The organism is Pseudomonas hormoni (assembly GCF_018502625.1).
GTDB lineage: Bacteria > Pseudomonadota > Gammaproteobacteria > Pseudomonadales > Pseudomonadaceae > Aquipseudomonas > Aquipseudomonas hormoni.
Genome location: NZ_CP075566.1, coordinates 3,020,291 through 3,041,731, shown reverse-complemented (window position 1 = coordinate 3,041,731; position 21,441 = coordinate 3,020,291). Strand labels below are relative to the sequence as shown.

Annotated in this window: 26 protein-coding genes; 17 read left to right on the top strand and 9 right to left on the bottom strand. The window is 58.8% G+C overall.

Annotated elements, in window-relative coordinates; all coding sequences use genetic code 11:
- The first annotated feature begins 131 nt into the window (after positions 1-131).
- From benA to KJF94_RS14040, 4 genes are all read left to right on the top strand, one after another.
- A complete protein-coding gene (benA, locus tag KJF94_RS14055; protein WP_214384340.1) occupies positions 132-1,496 on the top strand; it encodes a benzoate 1,2-dioxygenase large subunit in 1,365 nt (454 codons plus the stop codon).
- Positions 1,493-1,981, top strand: coding sequence for a benzoate 1,2-dioxygenase small subunit (benB, locus tag KJF94_RS14050; RefSeq protein WP_017339347.1), 489 nt, complete (start codon positions 1,493-1,495; stop codon positions 1,979-1,981). The genes benA and benB overlap by 4 nt, the downstream gene beginning before the upstream one ends.
- A gap of 10 nt (positions 1,982-1,991) precedes the next feature.
- Positions 1,992-3,005 (top strand): benzoate 1,2-dioxygenase electron transfer component BenC, encoded by a 1,014-nt coding sequence (gene benC, locus KJF94_RS14045; RefSeq protein ID WP_214384338.1) that lies wholly within the window; start codon positions 1,992-1,994, stop codon positions 3,003-3,005.
- A 199-nt stretch (positions 3,006-3,204) separates the two neighbouring features.
- The gene (locus tag KJF94_RS14040) at positions 3,205-3,978 is read left to right on the top strand and encodes a 1,6-dihydroxycyclohexa-2,4-diene-1-carboxylate dehydrogenase (protein ID WP_214384336.1); all 774 of its coding nucleotides are present in this window, start codon (positions 3,205-3,207) and stop codon (positions 3,976-3,978) included.
- A gap of 14 nt (positions 3,979-3,992) precedes the next feature.
- Here the strand turns inward: KJF94_RS14040 and KJF94_RS14035 are convergent, their stop codons facing one another.
- Positions 3,993-4,355 (bottom strand): NUDIX hydrolase, encoded by a 363-nt coding sequence (locus KJF94_RS14035; RefSeq protein ID WP_214384334.1) that lies wholly within the window; start codon positions 4,353-4,355, stop codon positions 3,993-3,995.
- Between the two features lie 220 nt (positions 4,356-4,575).
- Here KJF94_RS14035 and KJF94_RS14030 point away from each other — a divergent pair, with 220 nt between their 5' ends.
- On the top strand, positions 4,576-4,779 hold the full coding sequence (locus KJF94_RS14030; protein ID WP_214384332.1) for a DUF2188 domain-containing protein: 204 nt from the start codon (positions 4,576-4,578) through the stop codon (positions 4,777-4,779).
- 168 nt (positions 4,780-4,947) lie between these two features.
- On the opposite strand, the gene osmE is transcribed toward KJF94_RS14030, so the two are convergent.
- On the bottom strand, positions 4,948-5,307 hold the full coding sequence (gene osmE, locus KJF94_RS14025; protein WP_214384330.1) for an osmotically-inducible lipoprotein OsmE: 360 nt from the start codon (positions 5,305-5,307) through the stop codon (positions 4,948-4,950).
- A gap of 13 nt (positions 5,308-5,320) precedes the next feature.
- A complete protein-coding gene (locus KJF94_RS14020) occupies positions 5,321-5,560 on the bottom strand; it encodes a hypothetical protein (RefSeq protein ID WP_214384328.1) in 240 nt (79 codons plus the stop codon).
- 170 nt (positions 5,561-5,730) lie between these two features.
- On the opposite strand from KJF94_RS14020, the gene KJF94_RS14015 reads away from it, so the two are divergent.
- The gene (locus KJF94_RS14015) at positions 5,731-5,940 is read left to right on the top strand and encodes a hypothetical protein (RefSeq protein WP_214384326.1); all 210 of its coding nucleotides are present in this window, start codon (positions 5,731-5,733) and stop codon (positions 5,938-5,940) included.
- Positions 5,941-6,010: 70 nt separating this feature from the next.
- Positions 6,011-6,346 (top strand): hypothetical protein, encoded by a 336-nt coding sequence (locus tag KJF94_RS14010; RefSeq protein WP_214384324.1) that lies wholly within the window; start codon positions 6,011-6,013, stop codon positions 6,344-6,346.
- A gap of 3 nt (positions 6,347-6,349) precedes the next feature.
- On the opposite strand, the gene KJF94_RS14005 is transcribed toward KJF94_RS14010, so the two are convergent.
- Complete coding sequence (locus KJF94_RS14005; RefSeq protein ID WP_214384322.1) at positions 6,350-6,913, bottom strand: RrF2 family transcriptional regulator; 564 nt, start codon at positions 6,911-6,913, stop codon at positions 6,350-6,352.
- Between the two features lie 267 nt (positions 6,914-7,180).
- Here KJF94_RS14005 and KJF94_RS14000 point away from each other — a divergent pair, with 267 nt between their 5' ends.
- From KJF94_RS14000 to KJF94_RS13980, 5 genes are all read left to right on the top strand, one after another.
- Entirely contained in the window at positions 7,181-8,383 is a 1,203-nt protein-coding gene (locus KJF94_RS14000; protein WP_214384320.1) for an NAD(P)/FAD-dependent oxidoreductase, read from the top strand.
- Between the two features lie 146 nt (positions 8,384-8,529).
- Positions 8,530-9,819, top strand: a complete 1,290-nt coding sequence (locus tag KJF94_RS13995; RefSeq protein ID WP_214384318.1) for an NAD(P)/FAD-dependent oxidoreductase — start codon at positions 8,530-8,532, stop codon at positions 9,817-9,819.
- A 26-nt stretch (positions 9,820-9,845) separates the two neighbouring features.
- A complete protein-coding gene (locus KJF94_RS13990; protein WP_214384316.1) occupies positions 9,846-10,400 on the top strand; it encodes a helix-turn-helix domain-containing protein in 555 nt (184 codons plus the stop codon).
- A 23-nt stretch (positions 10,401-10,423) separates the two neighbouring features.
- Positions 10,424-11,770 (top strand): glutamine synthetase family protein, encoded by a 1,347-nt coding sequence (locus KJF94_RS13985; RefSeq protein ID WP_214384314.1) that lies wholly within the window; start codon positions 10,424-10,426, stop codon positions 11,768-11,770.
- A 493-nt stretch (positions 11,771-12,263) separates the two neighbouring features.
- The gene (locus KJF94_RS13980; protein WP_214384312.1) at positions 12,264-12,773 is read left to right on the top strand and encodes a hypothetical protein; all 510 of its coding nucleotides are present in this window, start codon (positions 12,264-12,266) and stop codon (positions 12,771-12,773) included.
- A 124-nt stretch (positions 12,774-12,897) separates the two neighbouring features.
- Here KJF94_RS13980 and KJF94_RS13975 read toward each other — a convergent pair whose 3' ends face one another.
- Positions 12,898-13,488 carry a helix-turn-helix domain-containing protein gene (locus KJF94_RS13975; protein WP_375379900.1) on the bottom strand — a complete coding sequence of 197 codons (591 nt, stop codon included), beginning with the start codon at positions 13,486-13,488 and terminating at the stop codon, positions 12,898-12,900.
- A gap of 536 nt (positions 13,489-14,024) precedes the next feature.
- Between KJF94_RS13975 and KJF94_RS13970 the strand changes: the two genes are divergently transcribed.
- A complete protein-coding gene (locus KJF94_RS13970) occupies positions 14,025-15,044 on the top strand; it encodes an ABC transporter substrate-binding protein (protein WP_214384310.1) in 1,020 nt (339 codons plus the stop codon).
- 123 nt (positions 15,045-15,167) lie between these two features.
- A complete protein-coding gene (locus KJF94_RS13965; protein WP_250548281.1) occupies positions 15,168-16,208 on the top strand; it encodes a GGDEF domain-containing protein in 1,041 nt (346 codons plus the stop codon).
- 10 nt (positions 16,209-16,218) lie between these two features.
- On the opposite strand, the gene KJF94_RS13960 is transcribed toward KJF94_RS13965, so the two are convergent.
- From KJF94_RS13960 to KJF94_RS13950, 3 genes are all read right to left on the bottom strand, one after another.
- Complete coding sequence (locus KJF94_RS13960; protein WP_214384306.1) at positions 16,219-16,815, bottom strand: LOG family protein; 597 nt, start codon at positions 16,813-16,815, stop codon at positions 16,219-16,221.
- A 105-nt stretch (positions 16,816-16,920) separates the two neighbouring features.
- Complete coding sequence (gene pdxR, locus KJF94_RS13955) at positions 16,921-18,339, bottom strand: MocR-like pyridoxine biosynthesis transcription factor PdxR (protein ID WP_214384304.1); 1,419 nt, start codon at positions 18,337-18,339, stop codon at positions 16,921-16,923.
- Positions 18,305-18,958 (bottom strand): FMN-dependent NADH-azoreductase, encoded by a 654-nt coding sequence (locus KJF94_RS13950; RefSeq protein ID WP_214384302.1) that lies wholly within the window; start codon positions 18,956-18,958, stop codon positions 18,305-18,307. The genes pdxR and KJF94_RS13950 overlap by 35 nt, the downstream gene beginning before the upstream one ends.
- Positions 18,959-19,157: 199 nt before the next feature.
- On the opposite strand from KJF94_RS13950, the gene KJF94_RS13945 reads away from it, so the two are divergent.
- The 3 genes from KJF94_RS13945 to KJF94_RS13935 all read left to right on the top strand — a co-directional run bounded on the left by KJF94_RS13945 (position 19,158) and on the right by KJF94_RS13935 (position 20,424).
- Entirely contained in the window at positions 19,158-19,613 is a 456-nt protein-coding gene (locus KJF94_RS13945) for a carboxymuconolactone decarboxylase family protein (protein ID WP_214384300.1), read from the top strand.
- 69 nt (positions 19,614-19,682) lie between these two features.
- The gene (locus KJF94_RS13940) at positions 19,683-20,003 is read left to right on the top strand and encodes a DMT family transporter (RefSeq protein WP_214384298.1); all 321 of its coding nucleotides are present in this window, start codon (positions 19,683-19,685) and stop codon (positions 20,001-20,003) included.
- A gap of 91 nt (positions 20,004-20,094) precedes the next feature.
- On the top strand, positions 20,095-20,424 hold the full coding sequence (locus tag KJF94_RS13935; RefSeq protein WP_214384297.1) for a hypothetical protein: 330 nt from the start codon (positions 20,095-20,097) through the stop codon (positions 20,422-20,424).
- Positions 20,425-20,433: 9 nt separating this feature from the next.
- On the opposite strand, the gene KJF94_RS13930 is transcribed toward KJF94_RS13935, so the two are convergent.
- Positions 20,434-21,222: an alpha/beta hydrolase gene (locus tag KJF94_RS13930; protein ID WP_214384295.1), complete on the bottom strand. Its 789-nt coding sequence runs from the start codon at positions 21,220-21,222 to the stop codon at positions 20,434-20,436.
- Between the last annotated feature and the right edge of the window lie 219 nt (positions 21,223-21,441).

Here is a 21,441-nt window from a genome sequence, read left to right as displayed (position 1 = left end):
CAGTTATGTAGTCCGATTCCGAAAATACGTTCTGCACTAAACGGATAAAGGTCTGCACCCAGCGGATAGTCCACCCCATCCCCCCGTCCTAGCATGGCCCTGCCTGAATAAAAACAATGGAGGCGGCGGCCATGTCCCTGCGACCCGAATACCTTCACTCCCTGCTTGAAGATGACAAAGAACAGGGCATCTACCGCTGCAAGCGCGAGATGTTTACCGACCCGCGGCTGTTCGATCTCGAGATGGAACACATCTTCGAAGGCAACTGGCTGTACCTGGCGCACGAAAGCCAGATCCCCAACAAAAACGATTTCTACACCACCACCATGGGGCGCCAGTCGATCTTCATCGCGCGCAACAAGGACGGTGAACTCAATGCCTTCCTTAACGCCTGCAGTCACCGTGGCGCGATGCTCTGCCGGCACAAGTCCGGCAACAAGAGCTCGTACACCTGCCCATTCCACGGCTGGACCTTCAACAACTCCGGCAAACTGCTGAAGGTCAAAGACCCGGCAGCGGCCGGCTACCCGGCGAGCTTCAACTGCGAAGGCTCCCACGACCTGACCAAAGTCGCGCGGTTCGAGTCCTATCGCGGCTTCCTGTTCGGCAGTCTCAAGGCTGATGTCGTGCCGCTGGTCGAGCACTTGGGCGAGTCAGCCAAGATCATCGACATGATCGTCGACCAGTCTGCCGATGGCCTGGAAGTGCTGCGCGGTTCCTCCAGCTACATCTACGAAGGCAACTGGAAACTCACCGCCGAAAACGGTGCCGACGGTTACCACGTCAGCTCGGTGCACTGGAACTACGCCGCCACTCAGAACCAGCGCAAGCAGCGCGAGGCCGGCGACAGCAATCCGACCATGAGCGCCGGCAGCTGGGCCAAGCAGGGCGGTGGTTTCTATTCCTTCGACAAGGGCCACATGCTGCTCTGGACCCGTTGGGCCAACCCGGAAGATCGCCCGCTGTACGAACGCCGCGATGAACTGGCCCAAGACTTCGGCAAGGCCCGCGCCGACTGGATGATCGAGAACTCGCGCAACCTGTGCCTGTACCCGAACGTGTACCTGATGGACCAGTTTAGCTCGCAGATCCGTATCGCCCGGCCGATCTCGGTCAACCGCACGGAAATCACCATTTACTGCATCGCCCCCAAAGGCGAAAGCGACCACGCCCGTTCGAGCCGGATTCGTCAGTACGAGGATTTCTTCAACGTCAGCGGCATGGCCACCCCGGACGATCTGGAGGAATTCCGCTCCTGCCAGACAAGCTATCAGGGCAGCGTGACCGCCTGGAACGACATGTCCCGTGGCGCCGAGCACTGGATCGAAGGTGCCGACGAAGCGGCGAAAGAAATCGACCTGCATCCACTGCTCAGCGGTGTGCGCACTGAAGACGAAGGTCTGTTCGTGTTGCAGCACAAGTATTGGCAGCAAACGATGCTCAAGGCCCTCGCTGCCGAAGAATCCCGGTTAATTGCTGTGGAGGCCGTGCAATGACTATTACCTACGACAGCGTTCGCGACTTCCTCTACCGCGAAGCCCGTTACCTGGATGAACGGCAATGGGACGAATGGCTGGAGCTGTACGCCCCGGACGCGACGTTCTGGATGCCGTCCTGGGACGACAACGACGAACTGACCGAGGACCCGCAGCGGGAAATCTCGCTGATCTGGTACGGCAACCGCACCGGTCTGGAAGACCGCATCTTCCGCATCAAGACCGAGCGTTCCAGTGCCACCGTGCCGGACACTCGCACCTCTCACAACATCAGCAACATCGAGCTGCTGGAACAGGCCGACGGCCTCTGCAAGGTGCGCTTCAACTGGCACACCCTGAGTTTTCGCTACAAGACCGTCGACAGCTATTTCGGCAGCAGTTTCTACACCCTTGATGTGCGCGGCGAAAACCCGCTGATCAAGGCCAAGAAAGTGATCCTGAAGAACGACTACGTTCGCCAGGTCATCGATGTTTACCACCTGTGAGGCGGCCGTCATGACTCATTCCATTGCATTCAATTTCGAAGACGGCGTCACCCGTTTCATCGACGCCAACGTTGGCGAAACCGTGGCCGATGCCGCGTACCGCCAGGGCATCAACATTCCGCTGGATTGCCGCGACGGCGCCTGCGGCACTTGCAAGTGTTTCGCCGAGGCCGGCCGCTACGACCTGGGCGAGGAATATATCGAAGACGCCCTCACGGCGGACGAAGCCGAGCAAGGGTTTGTCCTGACTTGCCAGATGCGCGCCCAGAGCGATTGCGTGGTGCGGGTGCCGGCCTCTTCGGAGGTCTGCCGCACGCAACAAGCCAGTTTTGAGGCAACCATCAGCGCCGTGCGTCAGTTGTCCGACAGCACCATCGCGTTGTCGATCAAAGGTGAGGCGCTGAGCAAACTGGCGTTCCTGCCGGGGCAGTACGTGAACCTCGGGATTCCCGGCAGCGAGCAGACCCGTGCCTATTCGTTCAGTTCGTTGCAGCGTGACGGCGAAGTCAGTTTCCTGATTCGTAACGTGCCTGGCGGCTTGATGAGCAGCTTTCTGACCGGCATGGCCAAGGCCGGCGACAGCATGAGCCTGGCCGGGCCGTTGGGCAGTTTTTATCTGCGTGACATTCGCCGTCCGTTGTTGCTGCTGGCCGGCGGCACGGGGTTGGCGCCGTTCACCGCGATGCTGGAAAAAATCGCCGAGCAGGGCAGTGAGCATCCGCTGCATCTGATCTACGGCGTGACCAACGATTTCGATCTGGTGGAAATGGATCGCCTCGAAGCCTTCGCCGCGCGCATCCCGAACTTCAGCTTCAGCGCCTGCGTGGCCAGCCCCGACAGCCAGCACCCGCTCAAGGGCTACGTGACCCAGCACATCGAGCCGAGGCACTTGAATGAGGGCGACGTCGATGTCTACCTGTGCGGCCCGCCGCCGATGGTCGAGGCCGTCAGCCAATACATTCGCGATCAAGGCATCGCGCCGGTGAATTTCTACTACGAGAAGTTTGCCGCCAGTGCGGCGTGAGTCGCGCGCTGATGCCGCGCCAGACACAGATCCAGTGTGGGAGCGAGCTTGCTCGCGATGGTCTCCAGAACGCCGCGTCTATCCAGAAAGCACGCGTAATCGTTAACGACCATCGCCGGCAAGCCGGTCTCGCTCCCACAGGACAGAGTTTCGTCCGGTGGCTTTTCATTGACCGGGCATCCGTCGTCACGAGGTACATATGAACAGATTTCACGAAAAAGTCGCGCTGATCACCGGCGCTGCGCAAGGCATCGGCCGGCGCGTCGCCGAGCGCATGGCAGCGGAAGGCGCGCGGTTGATTCTGGTCGATCGCTCCGAGCTGGTGTTCGAAGTGCAACAACAATTGGGTCAGGACAGCCAGGTGCTCGCGCTGACCGCCGATCTGGAGCAGTACGCCGACTGCAGCCGCGTGATGCAAACCGCCGTCGAGCGTTTCGGGCGTCTCGACATCCTCATCAATAATGTCGGCGGGACGATCTGGGCCAAGCCTTTCGAGCATTATGAAGCACAGCAGATAGAGGCCGAAGTCCGCCGCTCGCTGTTCCCGACGCTGTGGTGCTGCCACGCCGCATTGCCATACATGCTGGAGCAGGGCAGTGGCGCCATCGTCAACGTGTCGTCCATCGCCACCCGCAGCATCAACCGCGTGCCGTACGGTGCGGCGAAGGGCGGGGTGAATGCGCTGACCGCTTGCCTGGCGTTCGAAAACGCCGGTCGTGGCGTTCGGGTCAATGCAACGGCGCCCGGTGGCACCGAAGCGCCGCCGCGGGTGATTCCGCGCAACAACGCCGAACAAAGCGCTGAGGAAAAGGTGTGGTATCAGCAGATCGTCGACCAGACGCTCGACAGCAGTCTGATGAAACGCTACGGCACACTGGATGAACAGGCAGGCGCTATTCTGTTTCTGGCCAGCGACGAAGCGTCCTACATCACCGGCATGATCATGCCGGTGGGTGGTGGCGATCAGGGCTGAAAAAACGCTAAGAGCTACAGGCGACGCTGAAACGCTCTGACGATTCTCAGCGTGGCGTCGCTTGTGTTCAGATTGTGTACCGCGTCCAGCGGAAACCACATGCAATCGAAGATTTCATTTTGCGGGCGCGCCTCATTCGAGTTCAGCACCGATGCCTCGTAGACATGGTGCCGGGTGCCGCCCGAGTCCAGCTCCATCAGGTAGAGCAAGTCGTCGACCCCCAGTCCGGTCTCTTCCCACAGTTCGCGCATGGCCGCAGCTGCGATGGTTTCACCGCGCTCGACCTTTCCGCCGGGCAGCGTCCAGCGGCACCTTGGCTTGCGCACCAGGAGAATGTACCGGTCCTGCTCACAAATGACGGTTGCGCGCACTTTCATGTGTTACCTGATTGCCTGTCGTCATAATTCAGTAATAAAAATGCAATATTAAGGCAGGCCCCGGTTTAGCGCAGCCTCTGGCTACTTGGAGGTGTCTCAGGGGCTTAAAGTGCAACCGGATGCCGGAATCCTGTCGCGACGTCTGGTCGGCTTCTGTGCGAACGGTGGGTGTAAGGTAGGCAGGTCAGTTCTGAAATCAGTACCGAAATGGAGGTAGCTTATGAGCGTTCCGATGCTGAATAAGATGCACATGAACGGTTATGACGTACTCAGCGTAAACAACGGTCCCTGGCGGGTATGCACACAAGGCGACCGGTTGGCAGCCTTTGCCAGCAGGGAAGAGGCCCTGGCCTTTGCGGCGTCTCTTCCCGGTTACAAGGCGCGGGCGAAAAAGCCGGCCGATAGCCGCAAAGTCGATAAATAGTCAGCTTCAAGCCCCGGTTTGCCGTAAAGCTGTTCACTTAAGCGCACTCTTGGATCGTGCATACCTGTGTGGGAGCAAGCTCCCTCGCCACAGGTTTCTCTGATTCAAGATTCTCTTAAGTGAACAGCATTACCGGTTTGCCGGGGCTTTTCATATCTTGCCGCCGGACTAATAACCGCCGCCACCCGTCCCGACCGTGTGGGAAGGCTCCCTGGCCTTTTGCTGTACATGACTCCATTCAGCGCAGGTCATGAAGCTTTTGTGATCGACCTTGCCCTTGCCATCAAAACTCACGTTGTACGACTGCTTCTGGCCGGCTTTCACCAGTTTGTAGTCAAAGCAGGTGCCGGGCACGACCGTGCGGTCGCTGATCGATTGAGGCTGACCGCCAATCTGCTGGACCTGGTCCTTGCTCATGCCGGTTTCGACCTTGGCGACCAGCGGCTGGTCACGGTAGACGCGTGATTCAGTGCTACAGCCGCTCAACGCTGCCAGCGCGATAACCAGTGCGCATAGAGGTTTGTTCATGGCCGCGCTCCCGTCAGTGAGCCTTGTTTCGACTGATCGCCTTGGCCTTCACTTCTTCGGCATAACCCGCCAGCCGTTGTTCATCGCCCTGGAACAATTCGCACAACCTCATGGCTGCCTGTGCGTCCGCATCATTGCCAGCGTGGCGTAGTTGATCCGCCAGACGCAGAAGCTCTACCGCCGACCACCTCAAATCCGACGCAACGCTTTGCAGGTCGCGCCGAAGTTCGTTTTCAGATTCGTTAAGCCACATGACGACCTCCTGAACATATCTGCTACGAAATTTTAGCCCCGATTCGTGGCTCAGGGCGTTTTGTTCGTCTGAACAGTCCATGCAGCCTTTGGTCGGGAAGTTGAATGGGAACGGATAGATCTGGTGTCGTACTGAAGTGGTGAACTTTTGCTAGGGCGAGGCAACTTCAAATGACGGCGACCGATGATTTTAGATTTCACGCGCATGAGCTGATCGTCGATCTGGACGCGGCGACCACGGAAATGATGAAGCTGATCTCCGCGCATCAACTGAGCGGCCCGGAGTGGGAACGGGTGAACCAGTGGCAGCATGAGGCGTATGAACGGTGGATGACCTATTTGAACGCCAGGTCCCCCAAAGATGAAAACGCCCCACAGTGAGTGCTGTTCAATCGATGGATGTCTGCTGAACGACGCGCTACATTGCCTTTTTTCTGAAAAAGGAAGCGTCATGCGGACGTTGATCGCGGGAGTCGTGGTGGCGTTACTGGCGGGGTGCTCATTGCCGGCTTCGGTGGTGCCGGGTGAGCCGAATGTCAGTAAATACAGCGAAAAGGCACCGAAGGAGTATGCCGCCTGCGTGCTGCCGGCGTGGCAGAAGGAAATTCCCGCGTCGGCTCAAACGGGGATTTCCAATGGCTACCGGGTAACAGCCCCCAGCATCATCACGGCTGACGAGATTGTCGATATCGTGAAATCCAGGGATGGCAGCCGGGTATCGCTTTATCAGGGCCCGCCCTGGGCCAAGTCTGGCGCGCTGCGCGAGGCTGTTCGCGACTGTCTGTGAGGCTTAGCCGGAAATCTCTGTGACCGGGATAGTCTGGTCGTCAGATGCCTGGGCACTGCTTTTCTTTTCCCGGCGATCGTTGATCCAGTTGTCCACCTGCGCACCAAACTCAGCCGGCGCCTTTCGTCCCACTCTCCTGGCGAGATCAAGAATGGTCTGCTGGGCAAGGGCGTCCTCCATGCGTTTTTGCGCAGTCATCATGACCGCATGTACCGAGCAGGGGCCTGTCAGCGCCCAAGCGGGTGCAGAACCTTCGAACAAGGCGCAACGCCCACGAATATCGCGACAATCGAAAATCAGCTTCTGGCCGTCGATCGCATTGACGATATCGAGCACGCTGATTTCGTCCGAGGGCCGCGCCAGTTTGAAGCCGCCACGCACGCCTTCAGTGGCCACCACCAGTTTTGCCTTGGCCAGTTTGGTGAAAATTTTCGCCAGATAGTCCTGCGGCACACCTTGCAGCTCCGCCAGTTCACGCACGCTCGCCTCACGGGTGTCGCCGCAATTGCCTACCAGAAAAAGCAGGCAGTGAATGCCGTACTCAACGCCCGCGCTATAAAGAGACATTTTGATCTCCGACTAATGTTGTCGTAAATGTTATCAGCAGAACGTTAGCCGAGCAACGAACCCCGCAGCCGCTCATCTCTTCCGGCACTGCCTTTCAACATTGATTGAGTAGTGCTCTGCCGTGGATCAAAGTTTTCGATAGCAACCATAACAAAAAACCGATTGCGCCGATTAACTAGGATAAATATAGTCGCAGTTGTTCGGTCGGCACTGGCAAGCGCATGACCACTGACGAATTCATTGATCGGCCTTCTCTCGGAGTTAAAAATGAAACAGCACATCCTGGTAATCGGCGCAGGTTTCGGTGGTATGTGGACAGCTTTGAGCGCTACGCGTCTGTTCGACATTCATGGTCACAACGACGTTGAAGTGACTGTTTTGGCTCCGCAGGCCGAGCTGCGCGTGCGTCCGCGCTTCTACGAACCGAATGCGCACCAGCTGGCTGCGCCCATCGGTGAGCTGTTTGATGCGGTCGGCGTGAAGTTCATCAAGGGCGCTGCGGAAACCATCGACGTTGTGCAAAAACGCGTCGGCTACATCGATGCATCGGGTGCCAAACAAGTGTGCAGCTACGACAAACTCGTTCTGGCCACCGGCAGCCGTCTCGCCATCCCGGCCACCGCAGGCGTGGTTGAACATGCGTTCGACGTTGACCAGATTGAAGAGGCCGTGCGCCTGGAAAACCACCTGAAATCCCTGGCCAGCCTGCCGGAAAGTAAAGCCCGCAACACCGTCGTCGTGGCGGGCGGCGGCTTCACCGGGATTGAAACGGCGACCGAGATGACCGCGCGTCTGCGTGCCATCCTGGGTGATCAGGCTGACGTCGAGGTGATCATCGTTGATCGCGGCGAGAAAATTGGCGGGTCGATGGGCGCCGAAATCGCCAGGTCGATCGAAGAGGCCAGCGTTGAAACCGGCGTGGAATGGCACTTGAAGGCATCGGTGCTTTCCGTCGATGCCAACGGTGTCAACTTGAGTGACGGCCAGCGCATCGATGCCAAAACCGTGGTCTGGACCACCGGCGTGCGCGCCAGCTCGCTGACCGAGCAGATTCCGGCGGAGCGCGATCACCTTGGCCGCCTGCACGTGGACAGCCACCTGAAAGTCATCGGTCAGGATGATATCTACGCCACCGGCGACGTTGCCTACGCCGCTTCAGACGACATCGGCAACTACGCGTTGATGACCTGCCAGCACGCCATTTCCCTGGGGCGTCACGCCGGCAATAACGTTGCCGCGCACATTCTCGGCGTTGATCCGACACCGTACAGCCAGCCTAAATACGTGACCTGTCTGGATCTGGGCAGCTGGGGCGCGGTGTACACCGAAGGTTGGGACCGCCAGGTCAAACTGGTGAAACAGGAAGGCAAGAACCTCAAGACGCAGATCAACACGGTGTGGATCTACCCGCCGGCCGCTGACCGCGCCGCCGCGTTGGCTGCGGCTGATCCGATGATTCCTGTCGCCTGAGGCCTGTTGTTCGATAACGTTGCCTGATTGGAAAAATCCCGCCCAAGTGTTCTTGGGCGGGATTTTTTTTTGCGGTCGGTTGCGATGGTGAAATTTAACGTGTAGTTTTTCATGAAATTATAAATAGAAAATTTCACGAGGCCTGCATGTTCCAGCAATCCACCCGGCACGTCGCCAGTTACTACGCCCACACTTGCGCAAATCGTCTGGTGGATCGCGCGGCTTTGGAGGGTGAGCAGGACACCGAAATTTTGATCATCGGCGCCGGCTTCAGTGGCTTGCACACGGCGCTGCGACTGGCCCTGGCCGGTAAGCGCGTGACCTTGCTGGAAGCCAGTCGGGTGGCGTGGGCGGCGTCGGGGCGCAATGGCGGTCAGGCGATTCTCGGTTGGTCGTGCGACATGCCGCCGCTGGAGGCTGCGCTGGGTTATGAACGTGCGCGACGGTTGTGGGACGGCATGCGTTGGGCTGCACAGGAACTGCGGGCATTGCCTGAACGCCATGATTTCGATTGCGACTACCGGGCCGGTCACCTCTGGACGTCGGTGTTGCCGCGTCGGGTGAGTCTGCTGACCGAGTGGCAACACGAGGCCAGCCACAAGTGGGGCCACGACGGTTTGCAATTCATCCCGCGTGAGCAGTTGCCGCAATGGGTCGCCAGTGAACGCTATCAGGCCGGGCTGTTTGACCCAGAAGGCGCGCACCTGAATCCGCTGAAACTGGCGCTCGGCCTAGCCGCCGCCATCGAGCGCGCCGGCGGCAAAATTCATGAGCAAAGCAAGGCGCTGAACTATCGCGAGGAGGGGGGCCGTTACGTGGTCACCACTGAGCGCGGTCGTATTCGGGCCGATGTGCTGGTGCTGGCGTGCAACGCGTATCTGGATCGACTTGATCCGAAGCTGTCGAGTTGTGTGTTGCCGGTCGGCACCTATCAGGTGGCCACCGCACCACTTCCGCAAGCGTTGGCCACTGCGCTACTGCCGAGCAATGCCTGCGTCACCGACAATCAATTCGTGCTCGATTATTTCCGTCGTACGCCGGATAACCGGTTGCTGTTTGGCGGTGGTTGCACCTACCTGGGTGGCATGCCGAAGGACATCGCCGCGGCGACCCGACCCTTTCTGCAACGGGTGTTTCCACAGCTCAAGGATGTAGAACTGGAATTCGCCTGGGGCGGGCATATCGATCTCACCCTCAAGCGCACGCCTGATATCGGTCGCCGCGACGATCTCTACTGGCTTCAGGGTTACTCCGGCCACGGCGTGCTACCGACCCTGGCCGGGGCCCGAGCCGTGTCCGACGCGATACTGGGTCAGCCGGATGAGCTGGCCTTGTATCAGGGCCTGGTCAACGGGACTTTCCCTGGCGGCAAGTACATGGCCGCACCGCTGGAAGCCATCGGCAAGGCCTGGTATCGCTTGCGCGACAGCCTTTGATTCGCACATTTTCTGGAAGCTTTCAGATGGACAGGCAAGAAGAAATCTCGGCGTTGGCGATCCTGATTCAGGACCTGCGCAAACACAAAAAATACACGCTCAAGGAACTGGCGGACAAAATCGGTCGCTCCGTCGGTTTTCTCTCGCAAGTCGAACGTGGACTGTCACGGCCGACGGTGGCGGACCTGACCGCGATCAGCGAAACCCTCGGCGTGCCGACCACCTATTTCTACAGCCTGCCCAAACCCATGGCCCTGCCGTGGGTGACCCGGCCGGACGAGCGCCGCACGCTGTATTACGCCGACGGCATCACCGACATCATGGTCTCGCCGAAAATGCGCGCGTCGTTCTCGATGCTCGAAAGTCAGCTCGAGCCTGGCGCCAGCAGCGGCGACCGGCATATGAACGACAGCTCGGAGCAGGGCGGTTATGTGCTCGAAGGGCAGCTGACACTTTGGCTGGATGACGATCAACCGGTCACCCTGGGGGCCGGGGACAGCTTTCAGCTCGCCAGTCATACCCATTGCCGCTACGGCAATCTCTCCGATCAGCTCACCCGGGTGCTCTGGGTTTACACCTGATAAAAACAACAAGGAACAACAAGATGGATGCTGTCTGCTCTGATCTGGTCGCTGAAGTTCGCGCGTTTCGTCAGCGCTTCCCGGATGTGCGTTACGTGGACCTGATTTCCCTGGACATCCCCGGGCATTTCTACGGCAAGCGCTACCCGATCGAGATGCTCGAAAAAGTCGCCGCGGGCAGCGCGCTCAAGCTGCCGCAGAATTGTGTGTTGCTGGGCACCCAGGGTGGGCTGTTCAAAATCGGCGACTACTGTTTCAACGACGGCGACCCGGATGCGCCGCGCCGTCTGGTGCCGGGCACGTTGAAAATCGTCAACTGGGAAACGCAGCCCCTGGGGCAGATGCTGATCACTTCCAGCGGCACTGAAAAACCGATCGTCTTCGAACCGCGCGAAGTGTTGGCGCAGGTGCTGGAACGCCTCGGTCGCAAAGGGATTTTCCCGGTGGTGGCCTTCGAGCTGGAGTTCTACCTGTTCGACCGCCAGTTGCGCGACGGCTTGCCGCAGTTCGCGCGTGATCCGGCGACCGACGATGCGGACGATCAGCCGAACATGCACATCGAACGACTGTCGCGATTTGCGCCGGTGCTCGATGAAATGGTCGAGACCGCGCGGGCGCAAGGCATCGACACCACGGTGATCACCGCCGAACTGGGCCCGGGCCAGTTCGAGATCAACTTCGGTCACCTCAATGACGGGCTGCGTGCCGCCGACTGGGCCGCCCTGTTTTGCCGCAGCACACGCGGCGTGGCCATGAAGCACAACTACCGCGCCAGTTTCATGGCCAAACCTTACTTGCAACACCCCGGCAGCGGGATGCATGTTCATGTCAGTCTATATGACGAGGCGGGCAACAATCTGCTGGCGGCCAATGGGCAACAACCGCTGCGCCATGCGGTGGCGGGTTGCCTGGAACTGTTGCCGCATTGCATGCCGATCTTTGCGCCGAACCACAACGCAATGCGTCGCTTGAGCGGCACAGTGAACGTTGCGACACGCGCCAGTTGGGGTTTTGAAGACCGGGATGCGTGCCTGCGGGTACCGGAGTCGGACGCGAAAAATCTACGGATCGAACATCGCCTCGCCGGTGCCGACGCCAACCCTTACTTGGTGCTGGCGGCGATTCTGGCGGGGCTGGAACAAGGACTGGAAGCCGGTCGTGAGCCGATCGCACCGCTCAACGAAGATCGGGGCAGTGGCATCGATTTCCCGCTGGAGATGTTGGAGGCCGTGCGTTCAATGCAAAGCCATGCGCAATTGCGCGAGGGATTGGGCGCAGAGTTCGTGAATGTGTATTGCGAAAACAAGCGTCAGGACCATTTGGCATTTCTGCAGGACATCAGTGCACGGGAATATCGTTGGTACTTGTAGAAGACCGCTTGTCGTCACTCGACCTTAAAAAAAGTGTGGATATTTAAGGGGTTAGGAAATTTAGTAACCGGATTTTGAGTCAAAATATCTTGTTACACGGTGAAATATTCCGTAATATCCGCCCCGCGTTCACCACCACGGTTTATGCATTTTTAAATCCCGGGCGTCCATCAGCTGCCCGGGATTTTTTTTGCCTGAAATAAGCTGCGATTGAAAAATCGTTCAGTCAGTTAGAACGAGTATTTCTTTCGGTTATTTAAATAGATCCCCTCTGCATATCCATGACCGTGAAAACGACGTTGTTGTTTTTGTTCTGTCTGCAATCAAATCCAGATAGCTGTCACAGCAGAAATAGACACTCTGTTCACCTCGTTAAAGCGGCTCCTGCATCAGATTCCGCTGTTCGATGGTCATCTTGTCGCCCCTGAGCCAATCCTTAGAATCGGCCCCCATCAGCTTCGTCCAACTATTCAATCCTTCAGGGAGCAACACCATGATGAACGCCATGCAGATGCAAATGCCGATGAACGCCAACATGCCAATGATGCCGATGATGGGCATGCCGATGATGATGGCGACCATGACCTGCGAAATGATGGACGACGGCATGATGTGCAAGATGATGCCGGCCGCTGGCATGGACATGGCGATGTTCAAGAACAGCGCTGAAATGATGCAGATGATGATGAACTGCGGCATGCCGATGATGATGCACTGCGGCAACATGAGCATGATGTGCATGTCCCCGGCGAGCATGGCCATGCCGATGATGAACATGATGATGCCAATGCCGATGATGGGCATGCCGATGCCGTCGATGAAGTGCGTGATGGAATGCACCATGATGGCCGATTGCATGATGTGCAAAATCATGCCGATGGCCGGCATGAACATGGACATGATGAAAAACTGCTGCGCCCTGATGATGAAAATGATGAACGATTGCAGCATGCCGATGATGATGAGCTGCAACGGCATGCCGTTGATGTGCTGCACCTGCTGATCTTGAAGCGTGTGAAGCGCTTTTCGTAGGAGCACGGCTTGCCGGCGAAGAGGCTCTTGTTATCGCCTTCGCCGGCAAGCCGTGCTCCTACGGTTTCGGTTGCCAGACCGGATTCAGGTGGTCTTCAATCCAGGCGTTCCGGGTATGTCACCACCAGATACGCCACCGCTTCACTGTCGGCGGGGTTGCGATAGCGGTGAGGCTGGTCGGCGTAGAACAGAATCGAGTCGCCGGTGGAGAGCAGGTAGCGTTCATCGTTGACGCTGATTTCCAGCACGCCCTGTGACACCACCAGATTCTCCTGCACACCAGGGCCGTGACCCTCGGATACGTCCTCACCCAACGGGCTCAGGCGCAGTTCGTAAAACTCCGATTGGCGCGCCACGTCGAACGGAAACAGTGCCCGGCTGACGAATGCACCGCTGGCGCTGACCAGGCGTTTGCTCTGGTTCGCCGACAACACCGCCACACCTTCGAACGCCCGATGTTCCAGAAATGCGGCCACCGATACCTTCAAGCCTTTGGCGATTTTGCACAGCACTTTGATCGACGGAACGCTGCGTCCGGATTCGATCTGCGCCAGCATCGCCCGGCTCACACCGCAATGCCGCGCCAAGGCGTCGAGGGACAGATGACGCTTACCCCGCAAACGCTGCAGGTTTTGCGCGACCCGCTCGCAGATCGGATCCTCCTCCAGCGACTCCAGAGTGTTCAGGTCCAGCACGGGTTCGTCGGCGCTCGCCAGAAAGCGCGAGGGTACACGGTTGTTCACGCCTGACGGGTCCCTGTCGAATCAGCAGGCTGTACCCACTGAAAGGCCTGTAAACCGGCGTTTCGAGTGTACATCTCCCACATGGCCCGTGCCCGTTGCTGAGCCTGTTTGCGTTTGTGGTGGCTGACGAAATCGATAACGTTGGCAGTCGGATTCATAGGGCACTTCACTGTCGTGATGAATGACGGAATGGCTTGAGACTACGCGGATATTTTTATAACGATAAATACTGATTTTGTATTTATTAATTCCTTTTAGTTATGTTTGATGTTGTTTTTTAGGAGCATCACGACAGGCGATTGGATCAGGGCTGCGAGCGCAGGGATCAGAGAGAAGCAGAAGCAACGCAAAGGTTTAAGCTAATTCGAAAATGATATTTATTCGTGATTTTTAAGATCGTTTAGCTTTAACACTCAACGGAGCGTTGCACTTGAGTGTCGCGCTTTTTTTGCGTAAGGGTCACTCACAGCGAGATCTTCATGGCGATTCCCCACAAGCGTTCAGCGTTGACCTTAATGGCAGCCTCGGTAGCGGCGATCAGTGCGTTACTCAGTCCCGGCGCGCAGGCTGAAGGCAAGATCAGCATCGCCCAGCAATTCGGTATCGGTTACCTGATTCTGGATGTGGTTCGCGACCAGCAGCTCATCGAGAAACACGGCAAGGAGCAGGGCCTGGACATCAAGGTCGACTGGAACAGCATCTCCGGTGCCACTGCGATGAATGAAGCGCTGTTGGCCGGTGCGCTGGATGTGGTCTCGGCAGGCGTGCCACCCATGCTGACCATCTGGGATCGAACCAAGGGCAAGCAGAACGTCAAGGCCATCGCCTCGCTGGGCTCGATGCCCAACTACCTGCTGACCAATAATCCGAACGTGAAGAGTTTGAAGGATTTCACCGAGAAGGATCGCATTGCCGTGCCAGCGGCCGGGGTAGGGTTCCAGTCGCGCACGTTGCAGATCGAAACGGCCAGGCAGTTTGGCAATGAGCACTACAAGAAATTCGACGACATCTCGATCAGCCTGGCCCACCCGGATGCGACGGCGGCGCTGATCGCCGGCGGTTCTGAAATCAACTCGCACTTTTCCAGCCCGCCGTTCCAGTACCAGGAACTGCAGAATCCCAACGTACACAAGGTGCTGAGTTCCTATGACGTGTTGGGCGGGCAGGCCACGTTCAACGTGCTGTACACCACGGAAAAATTCCACGACGAAAACCCGAAGACCTACAAGGCGTTTTACGACGCACTCGCCGAAGCCGAAAAAATCATCAAGGCCGACAAGTCCGCAGCCGCCCAGACCTACATCCGCGTCGAGCAATCGAAGTTGTCCCTGCCGCTGGTTGAGCAAATCGTCAATGATTCCGAAATCAACTTCACGGTGGTGCCGCAGCGTACGGCGGTCTATGCCGAGAAACTGCAGGAACTGGGCGTACTGAAAAACAGGGCGGGCAGTTGGAAGGACTACTTCTTCGAAGAAGCGCACGGTGGCGCGGGTAGCTGAGTAACTTCTGCAGGAGCAAGCTCGCTTCTACAAGTCCACACATTTGGGATGGCTGTTTGCCACGCGTCTGGTTATGCTCGCAACGTTTTGTATTTGCCAATCATTAACAACCACAGTGATGTCATGAGCCAAATAGAGACGCGTGCGACTGCCCTGGCGCTGTATCCGGAAGATTCCCGCGAGGCTGCGGCGCTGCTCAAACAAGCCATCCCGCTGATGGTTCGTCACAACATCCCGCCCAATCCCGTGCATTACGCGCTCTGGTACACCTACAGCAAAGGCCTGGACCCCGAGCTCAATCGACACCTGGACCGGGTGGTCAAAGACTTCGATTGTTTCCCGCCGGAATCCGCCACCCGGCTGTTTCGCGACTACATCATTCGCGACGAGCTGGCGGAGGCCCGCGCCGGGCAGCAACAGGCAATCAATCTGGTGGATGACATGCAGCGCGACGTTTCGCGCAGCGTCGAGGGCAATCTCAACTTTCAAAACAGTCTGGGACGTTGCCTGGAGATGCTCGAGTTGCCTGCCAACGAGCGTTTGCCGGATATTTTGAGCGAGCTGCAACAGAGCACCCAGCTCATGCAGAACCAGCAGGAACGCTTCCTCTCCCAGTTGCACTCGGCCCAGAGCGAGATCAAAAGCCTGCGCAGCAAACTTGAACGGGCACAACTGGCGGCGACACTCGATGGCCTGACCGAGCTGCTCAACCGGACGGCCTTCACCCGTTTGCTGGAGCAGGCGCTGAGCAATACTGACCAGGGCGTGGCGCTGGTCATGCTGGATATCGATCACTTCAAGCAATTCAATGACCAGTACGGCCACCCGTTGGGTGACCGCGTCCTGCAACATGTCGGGCAAGTGCTGCGCAGTTCGCTGCCACCCCACGCCACGGCGGCGCGCTACGGTGGCGAAGAGTTCTGCGTCATTCTGGAACACTGCGCCGACCTGGCGGGTGCCGGGGTGTTTGCCGAACAACTGCGAGTGAAAATCCAGTCATTGCGGATCAAGGCGCGTGTCGACGGCAAGGTGCTCGATACGATCACGGCGTCCTTCGGTGTGGCCTTCGCGCAATCCGGTGAGAGTCTGGACAGCCTGGTGACCCGCGCCGATGACGCGCTCTACCAGGCCAAGCGCGATGGGCGTAACCGGGTAAACAGCTAGCCGCGCATTTTCAAGCCGCAGGCCCGATCCATTTGGTGACGGTCGGCGCTTGCCACTGCTCAAGCGAGTCGATCAGTGCCGCCGGGTCGTTGTCGAGAATCAGCATCTGGCTGTGCTCGGTTTTCATGAAGCCTTCTTTCACCGCATGGTCGAGCAGGGTGCGCACCGGGTTGAAAAAATCGCCGATGTTCAGGCAGGCAATGCCTTTGTGGTGTTCGCCCAGTTGAGTCAGGGTTGCTGCCTCAAACAACTCTTCAAACGTTCCCAGCCCGCCGGGCAGTGCGATGAACGCGTCCGCCGATTCACTCATGCGCGTCTTGCGGCTGCGCATGTCTGGCGTCACTTCGTGGCGGGTCAGGCCGCGGTGAAGATGCCCGAGGTCGAACAGCAGGCGAGTGATGATGCCTACCACTTCACCGCCCTCGGCGAGCACGGTGTCGGCCATGACGCTCATCAAACCCTTGTCGGTGCCGCCGTAGACCAGTCGTATGCCGCGTTTGGCGATCTCGAGACCCAAGGCCTGGGCACCTGCCATGTAGTCGGGGTTGAAGCCGTAGTTGGAGCCAGAGAACACGGCAATGCTGCGAAGTGGAGGAGGTGTGGGCATCGGTTTTCTTCCGGTGAGGGTAAACGCCCATGATGCGGTGCCCCGGCGGGGGCAGACAGGTCCAAGATCGGGCTGTCTGATTGGGCCATGATCCCGTCACCGCCCTCACATCAACGCCAGAATCCGTTTCCCCAACTGTTCAGCAGTATCTTCCGAATCGATATTGGCAAACCCGAGCAGCAGCGCGGCATCGGTCTCGCCACGGACACGCCAGTCGGTCAGCGCCTCGGCGTAGATGCCGGCCGCCAGCAGGCGCTCGACCAGCGCGCGGTCAGACTGTGGTGCCGTCAATCGCAGGATCAGGTGCATGCCACCGGGCTGTGGGTCGATGCGGATGCGATCGCCCAGGGCTTTCTTCAATCCGCGTGCGGTGGCTTCCCGGCGTTCGCCATAGAGTTTGCGCATGCGCTGGATATGGCGAGCGAAATGACCCTCGGTCAGGAACGTGGCGACGATGGCTTGCGTCAGCTCCGGGCAGCCGCCGAGGAAGGTTTCACTGACGTGTTCGAAGCGTTCGACCTGCGCCGGCGGCACCACCAGGTACGAAAGGCGGATGCCCGGAAACAACACCTTGCTGAACGTGCCGGCGTAGAGCACCCGGCCATCGCGGTCCAGGCTTTTCAGCGCGGGCAACGGCCGGCTGACGTAGCGGTACTCGCCGTCGTAATCGTCCTCGACAATCCAGGCCTGTTGTCGGGCCGCCCACTCAAGCAATTCCAGCCTTCGCGTCAACGATAGCGACACGCACAGAGGGCTTTGATGCGCCGGTGTGACGACCGCTGCCCGCGCATCCATCGCGCTGTTCACCCCTTGTGCGACCTGCATGCCGTCCTGATCGACCGGCACCGGGGCCACTTCGATCTGAAGGTGCGCCAGCAACTGTCGGGTGGGCAGGTAGCCGGGGTCTTCGACGAGCACACGGTCCCCTGGTTTGAGCAGTGCGTGCGCGATCAGCGCGAGTGTGTTGCGGTAGCCCGAGGTGATGAACACTTGCGCGGGCGAGCAGGTAATTCCCCGTGCGACCTGCAGGTAAGTGGCAATCGCGGTACGCAACGAATCCAGCCCCAATACCGACGGATTGGCCATGTCCGGAATGCGCGTGGCGCGCACGCATCGGGCTCCGATCTGCGACCAGATTTTTCTCGGAAAGGCGTCCAGTGCGGGCAGCGCCATTTGAAAGGGCAGCACCGGTGCCTTGTGCCTGATCGAGCTGCTGGCGGCAGCGTTGAAGGGTTGTTCCATGGGCGCGGAAGGCTTTCTGACACTGATCCCCGGGGCCACCACGGTGCCGGCCTGACCCCGCGACAGCAAATAACCTTCCGCGGTCAGGAGTGAATACGCGGTGTCGATGGTGCCGCGCGCCAGGCCAAGTTCTTTCGCCAGCGCCCGGGCCGCCGGAATCCGGTCCCCGGGTGCCAGCAGTCCGTCGCTGATCGCACCGCGAAAGCGCCAGTAGATTTGCCGGTAGATCGGCTCCGTGGAAGCCGGATCAAGGGGTGAGAAGTGTTTGATTTGAAGGGTCATCAGCCTCAACCGACGGGTACGCAGAGAAATGGTCCTGTAGTGCCTGACCGGTCTTGTGCCTCGCGGCGGCAACGGCATCCGGCCCCATGGCGGTCCCCTCTACAGAGAAAAAATTCACGTCGTGCAGTCCGATCATACCCAGCACGGCTTTGAGGTAGGGCGTCAGAAAATCCGGTTGACGCGGCGTCACCCCGGAAAATCTGCCGCCCGAGGACACCGCAACATACACCGGACGATCCTGCAGCAGGCTGGTTTTGCCTTGCGCACCGACATTGAAGGTGCGCCGGACGCGAGCGACATGATCAATCCAGAGCTTCAGCGTCGAGGGCACGGTGAAGTTATGCATCGGCGTCCCGATCACCAGCACATCGGCCTGTTGCAATTCCTCGATCAGTGCGTCTGATCGGGCGATCGAGCCTGCCTCAGTGACGTCGGCGGACGCCTGTTGGGATATCGCGTAAGGCTCATCGATAGCGGATAGCACGTCACCGCCCACCACCCGATTGATCACAGTTGCAGCTGGATGGGCCTTCAGCAGAAAACCAATGATGTTTTTCGACAGTCGATAACTTTCTGACGCTTCGCCGCGAGGGCTGCAGGTCACGTGGAGGATTTTCATGATTCACCCGGTTTGCAGTGTGAGAGGGGAATCATTCTATGAAGCCCATGACCCATGCCAAAGGTCCATGAATCGGGTTAATGACTGGGCCATGTTTGCTGGATCATGGCCCAACACTCAAGGCCGATCATGGACCTTATCAACAAGGCCAAGAAGCGACACGATGGCGTCTCTCAACCAGCCAACACAAGGACTCATCATGAGCAATCGTCTCGACTACGCCAAGGCTTCACCTGAAGGTTACAAGGCTTTCGGCGGGGTTTATGTCTACCTGCAGAACAGCGGTCTTTCCCACGAACTGATCGACCTGGTCTACCTGCGGGTATCACAAATCAACGGCTGCGCCTTTTGCATCGACATGCATTCCCGCGATCTGATCAAGCTCGGCGTCAGCGTGGAAAAACTGGTCCTGGTGCCGGTATGGCGTGACGCCGGTGGCGTTTTCACTGCCCGCGAACGTGTCGCGCTGAGCTGGGCTGAATCGGTGACCCGCGTGGCGGAAACAGGCGTTCCCGATGCCGACTATGCCGCCGCCGCTGCCGAATTCAGCGACAAGGAGCTGGCGGACCTGACCTATGCGATCGGCCTGATGAACGCCTTCAACCGGTTCGGCGTGACATTCCGTGCGAAACCCGCCGCTGCCAACAACGCCTGAACCTCCCCTTGAATCAGTAGAACCCGCCGGGCAGTCACGCTCGGCGGGTCAACCAATGGAACCCCTATCATGGCTTGGTCACTGCTTGGCATCGCAGGCATTCTCGAAATCGCCTTCGCCTTCTTCATGAAGGGCTCAGACGGATTTACCCGATTGACCCCCGGACTGCTGGCGGCCGCGACCGGCCTGTCGAGTGTGTTTTTGCTTTCACTGTCGCTGCGAACCCTGCCGGTGGGCACTGCCTATGCGGTGTGGACCGGGATTGGCGCGGCCGGCACCGCCATTTTGGGGATGGCGGTGTTGGGCGACTCCACCACACTGCTGCGGGTGTTGTGCATTGTTGTCATCCTGGGCGGCGTTATCGGCCTCAAACTGGTCTCGGGAAACTGAGGCGGTTTGAATCAAGGCATTTTGCTGGCCCCGAAGCCCGAAAGTTACAGACAGAATCACTTTAATTTCAGGTGGTTAGGGCTGGCTTTAAATGCGCAATGTATGGATCGCACTGATTTCGTTGGGCCTGGCAGGCGTCGCCGTCTCGACCCAGGCCAAAGAGCTTCAAAGCAATGACCGGTACATGTGCAGCTGGGGCGCGGGCACCGCAGCAAGAGCCCAGGAACTCAAACTGGCGGGCGTTTCGCTGTACGCCGCCCGGCAGAAATTACAGACCTACAAGTTCACCAAGCCATGGATGCGCATGACGGCGATGGGTATCACTGAGCAAACCTACGACAGCCCTTCGCGGATAAAGCCCGCGGCGCTGCGGCAGAGTTTCTACGAAGATTGCGTGCGTTTTAAGCTGGCGCGCAAATGATCTCGAGGCTTACAACCCGTTCTCCAGCAGCTTCAAGTACTCGGGGCTGTCGGAGATCGAATTGTGCCCCACGCCCGGAATTACTTTCAGGGTGGCCACACCTTTGGCGAAATGTTCGTAGAGCTTTTCCGTGCTTGAGCGCGGGATGACTTCGTCCTGTTCGGCCGCCAGCATCAGCGTCGGTATCGAGATATGCGCGGCGTATTTCCACGATTCGAACTTGTCCTGCAGCAGCCATTTCACCGGGAAAATCGGGTACTGGCGGATGGCGAGATCCTCAAGGCTGTTGTAGGGCGTGATCAGGATCAACCGCGCGGCCGGACGCTGGCTCGCGAGGCGCACGGCGACGCCCGAACCGAGGCTGCGACCCACCACTGCAATGTGCGGGTGGGTGTCGTAGACCTTGTCGAACAAGGTCATGGCATCGCGTGAAATCGCCTCCTCGGAAGGCGACCCGGTGCTGCCGCCAAAACCCCGGTAGTGCAGCAAATAGAGGGCGTGGTCGGGGAACGCCTGGGAGAATTCCGGCAGGTTTCGCGAAACGTCCTCGGCGTTGCCACCAAAATAAACCAATGCATTGGGCCCGGCGTGCGGTCTGACGGTGACCTGCAGCTGTGCGTCTGCCACTGTCAGCGTGAGCAGCGTTTCGGGCGTGCTGAGCGCGGCGGGTTGCGGGAAGTAGATCAGGGCGCGCTGGAACATGAACAGCGCGACACACAGCGCCAGGTACAGCGCGGCAACGATGACGACGATATACATCAGGGTGCGGGACATTCGGTTGGCGTTAGTGGGTGGCATTGACTGCTCTGGGCGTGACGACCGCGACGGCTTGATCGCTGTCAGAGTGTAGTTGAACGACAGCGGAGTGCGGCTGTCCTGGTGGTTAATGCTGTTCACTTGAGAAAGTGTTCGCGGCCTGGATTTGCGATAGTTCTCGGGACCCTTGTGGGAGCTGGCTTGCCAGCGATGGCGGCCTGATAGCCGACCGGGATTTTTGATGGTGTACATATCCGTTGC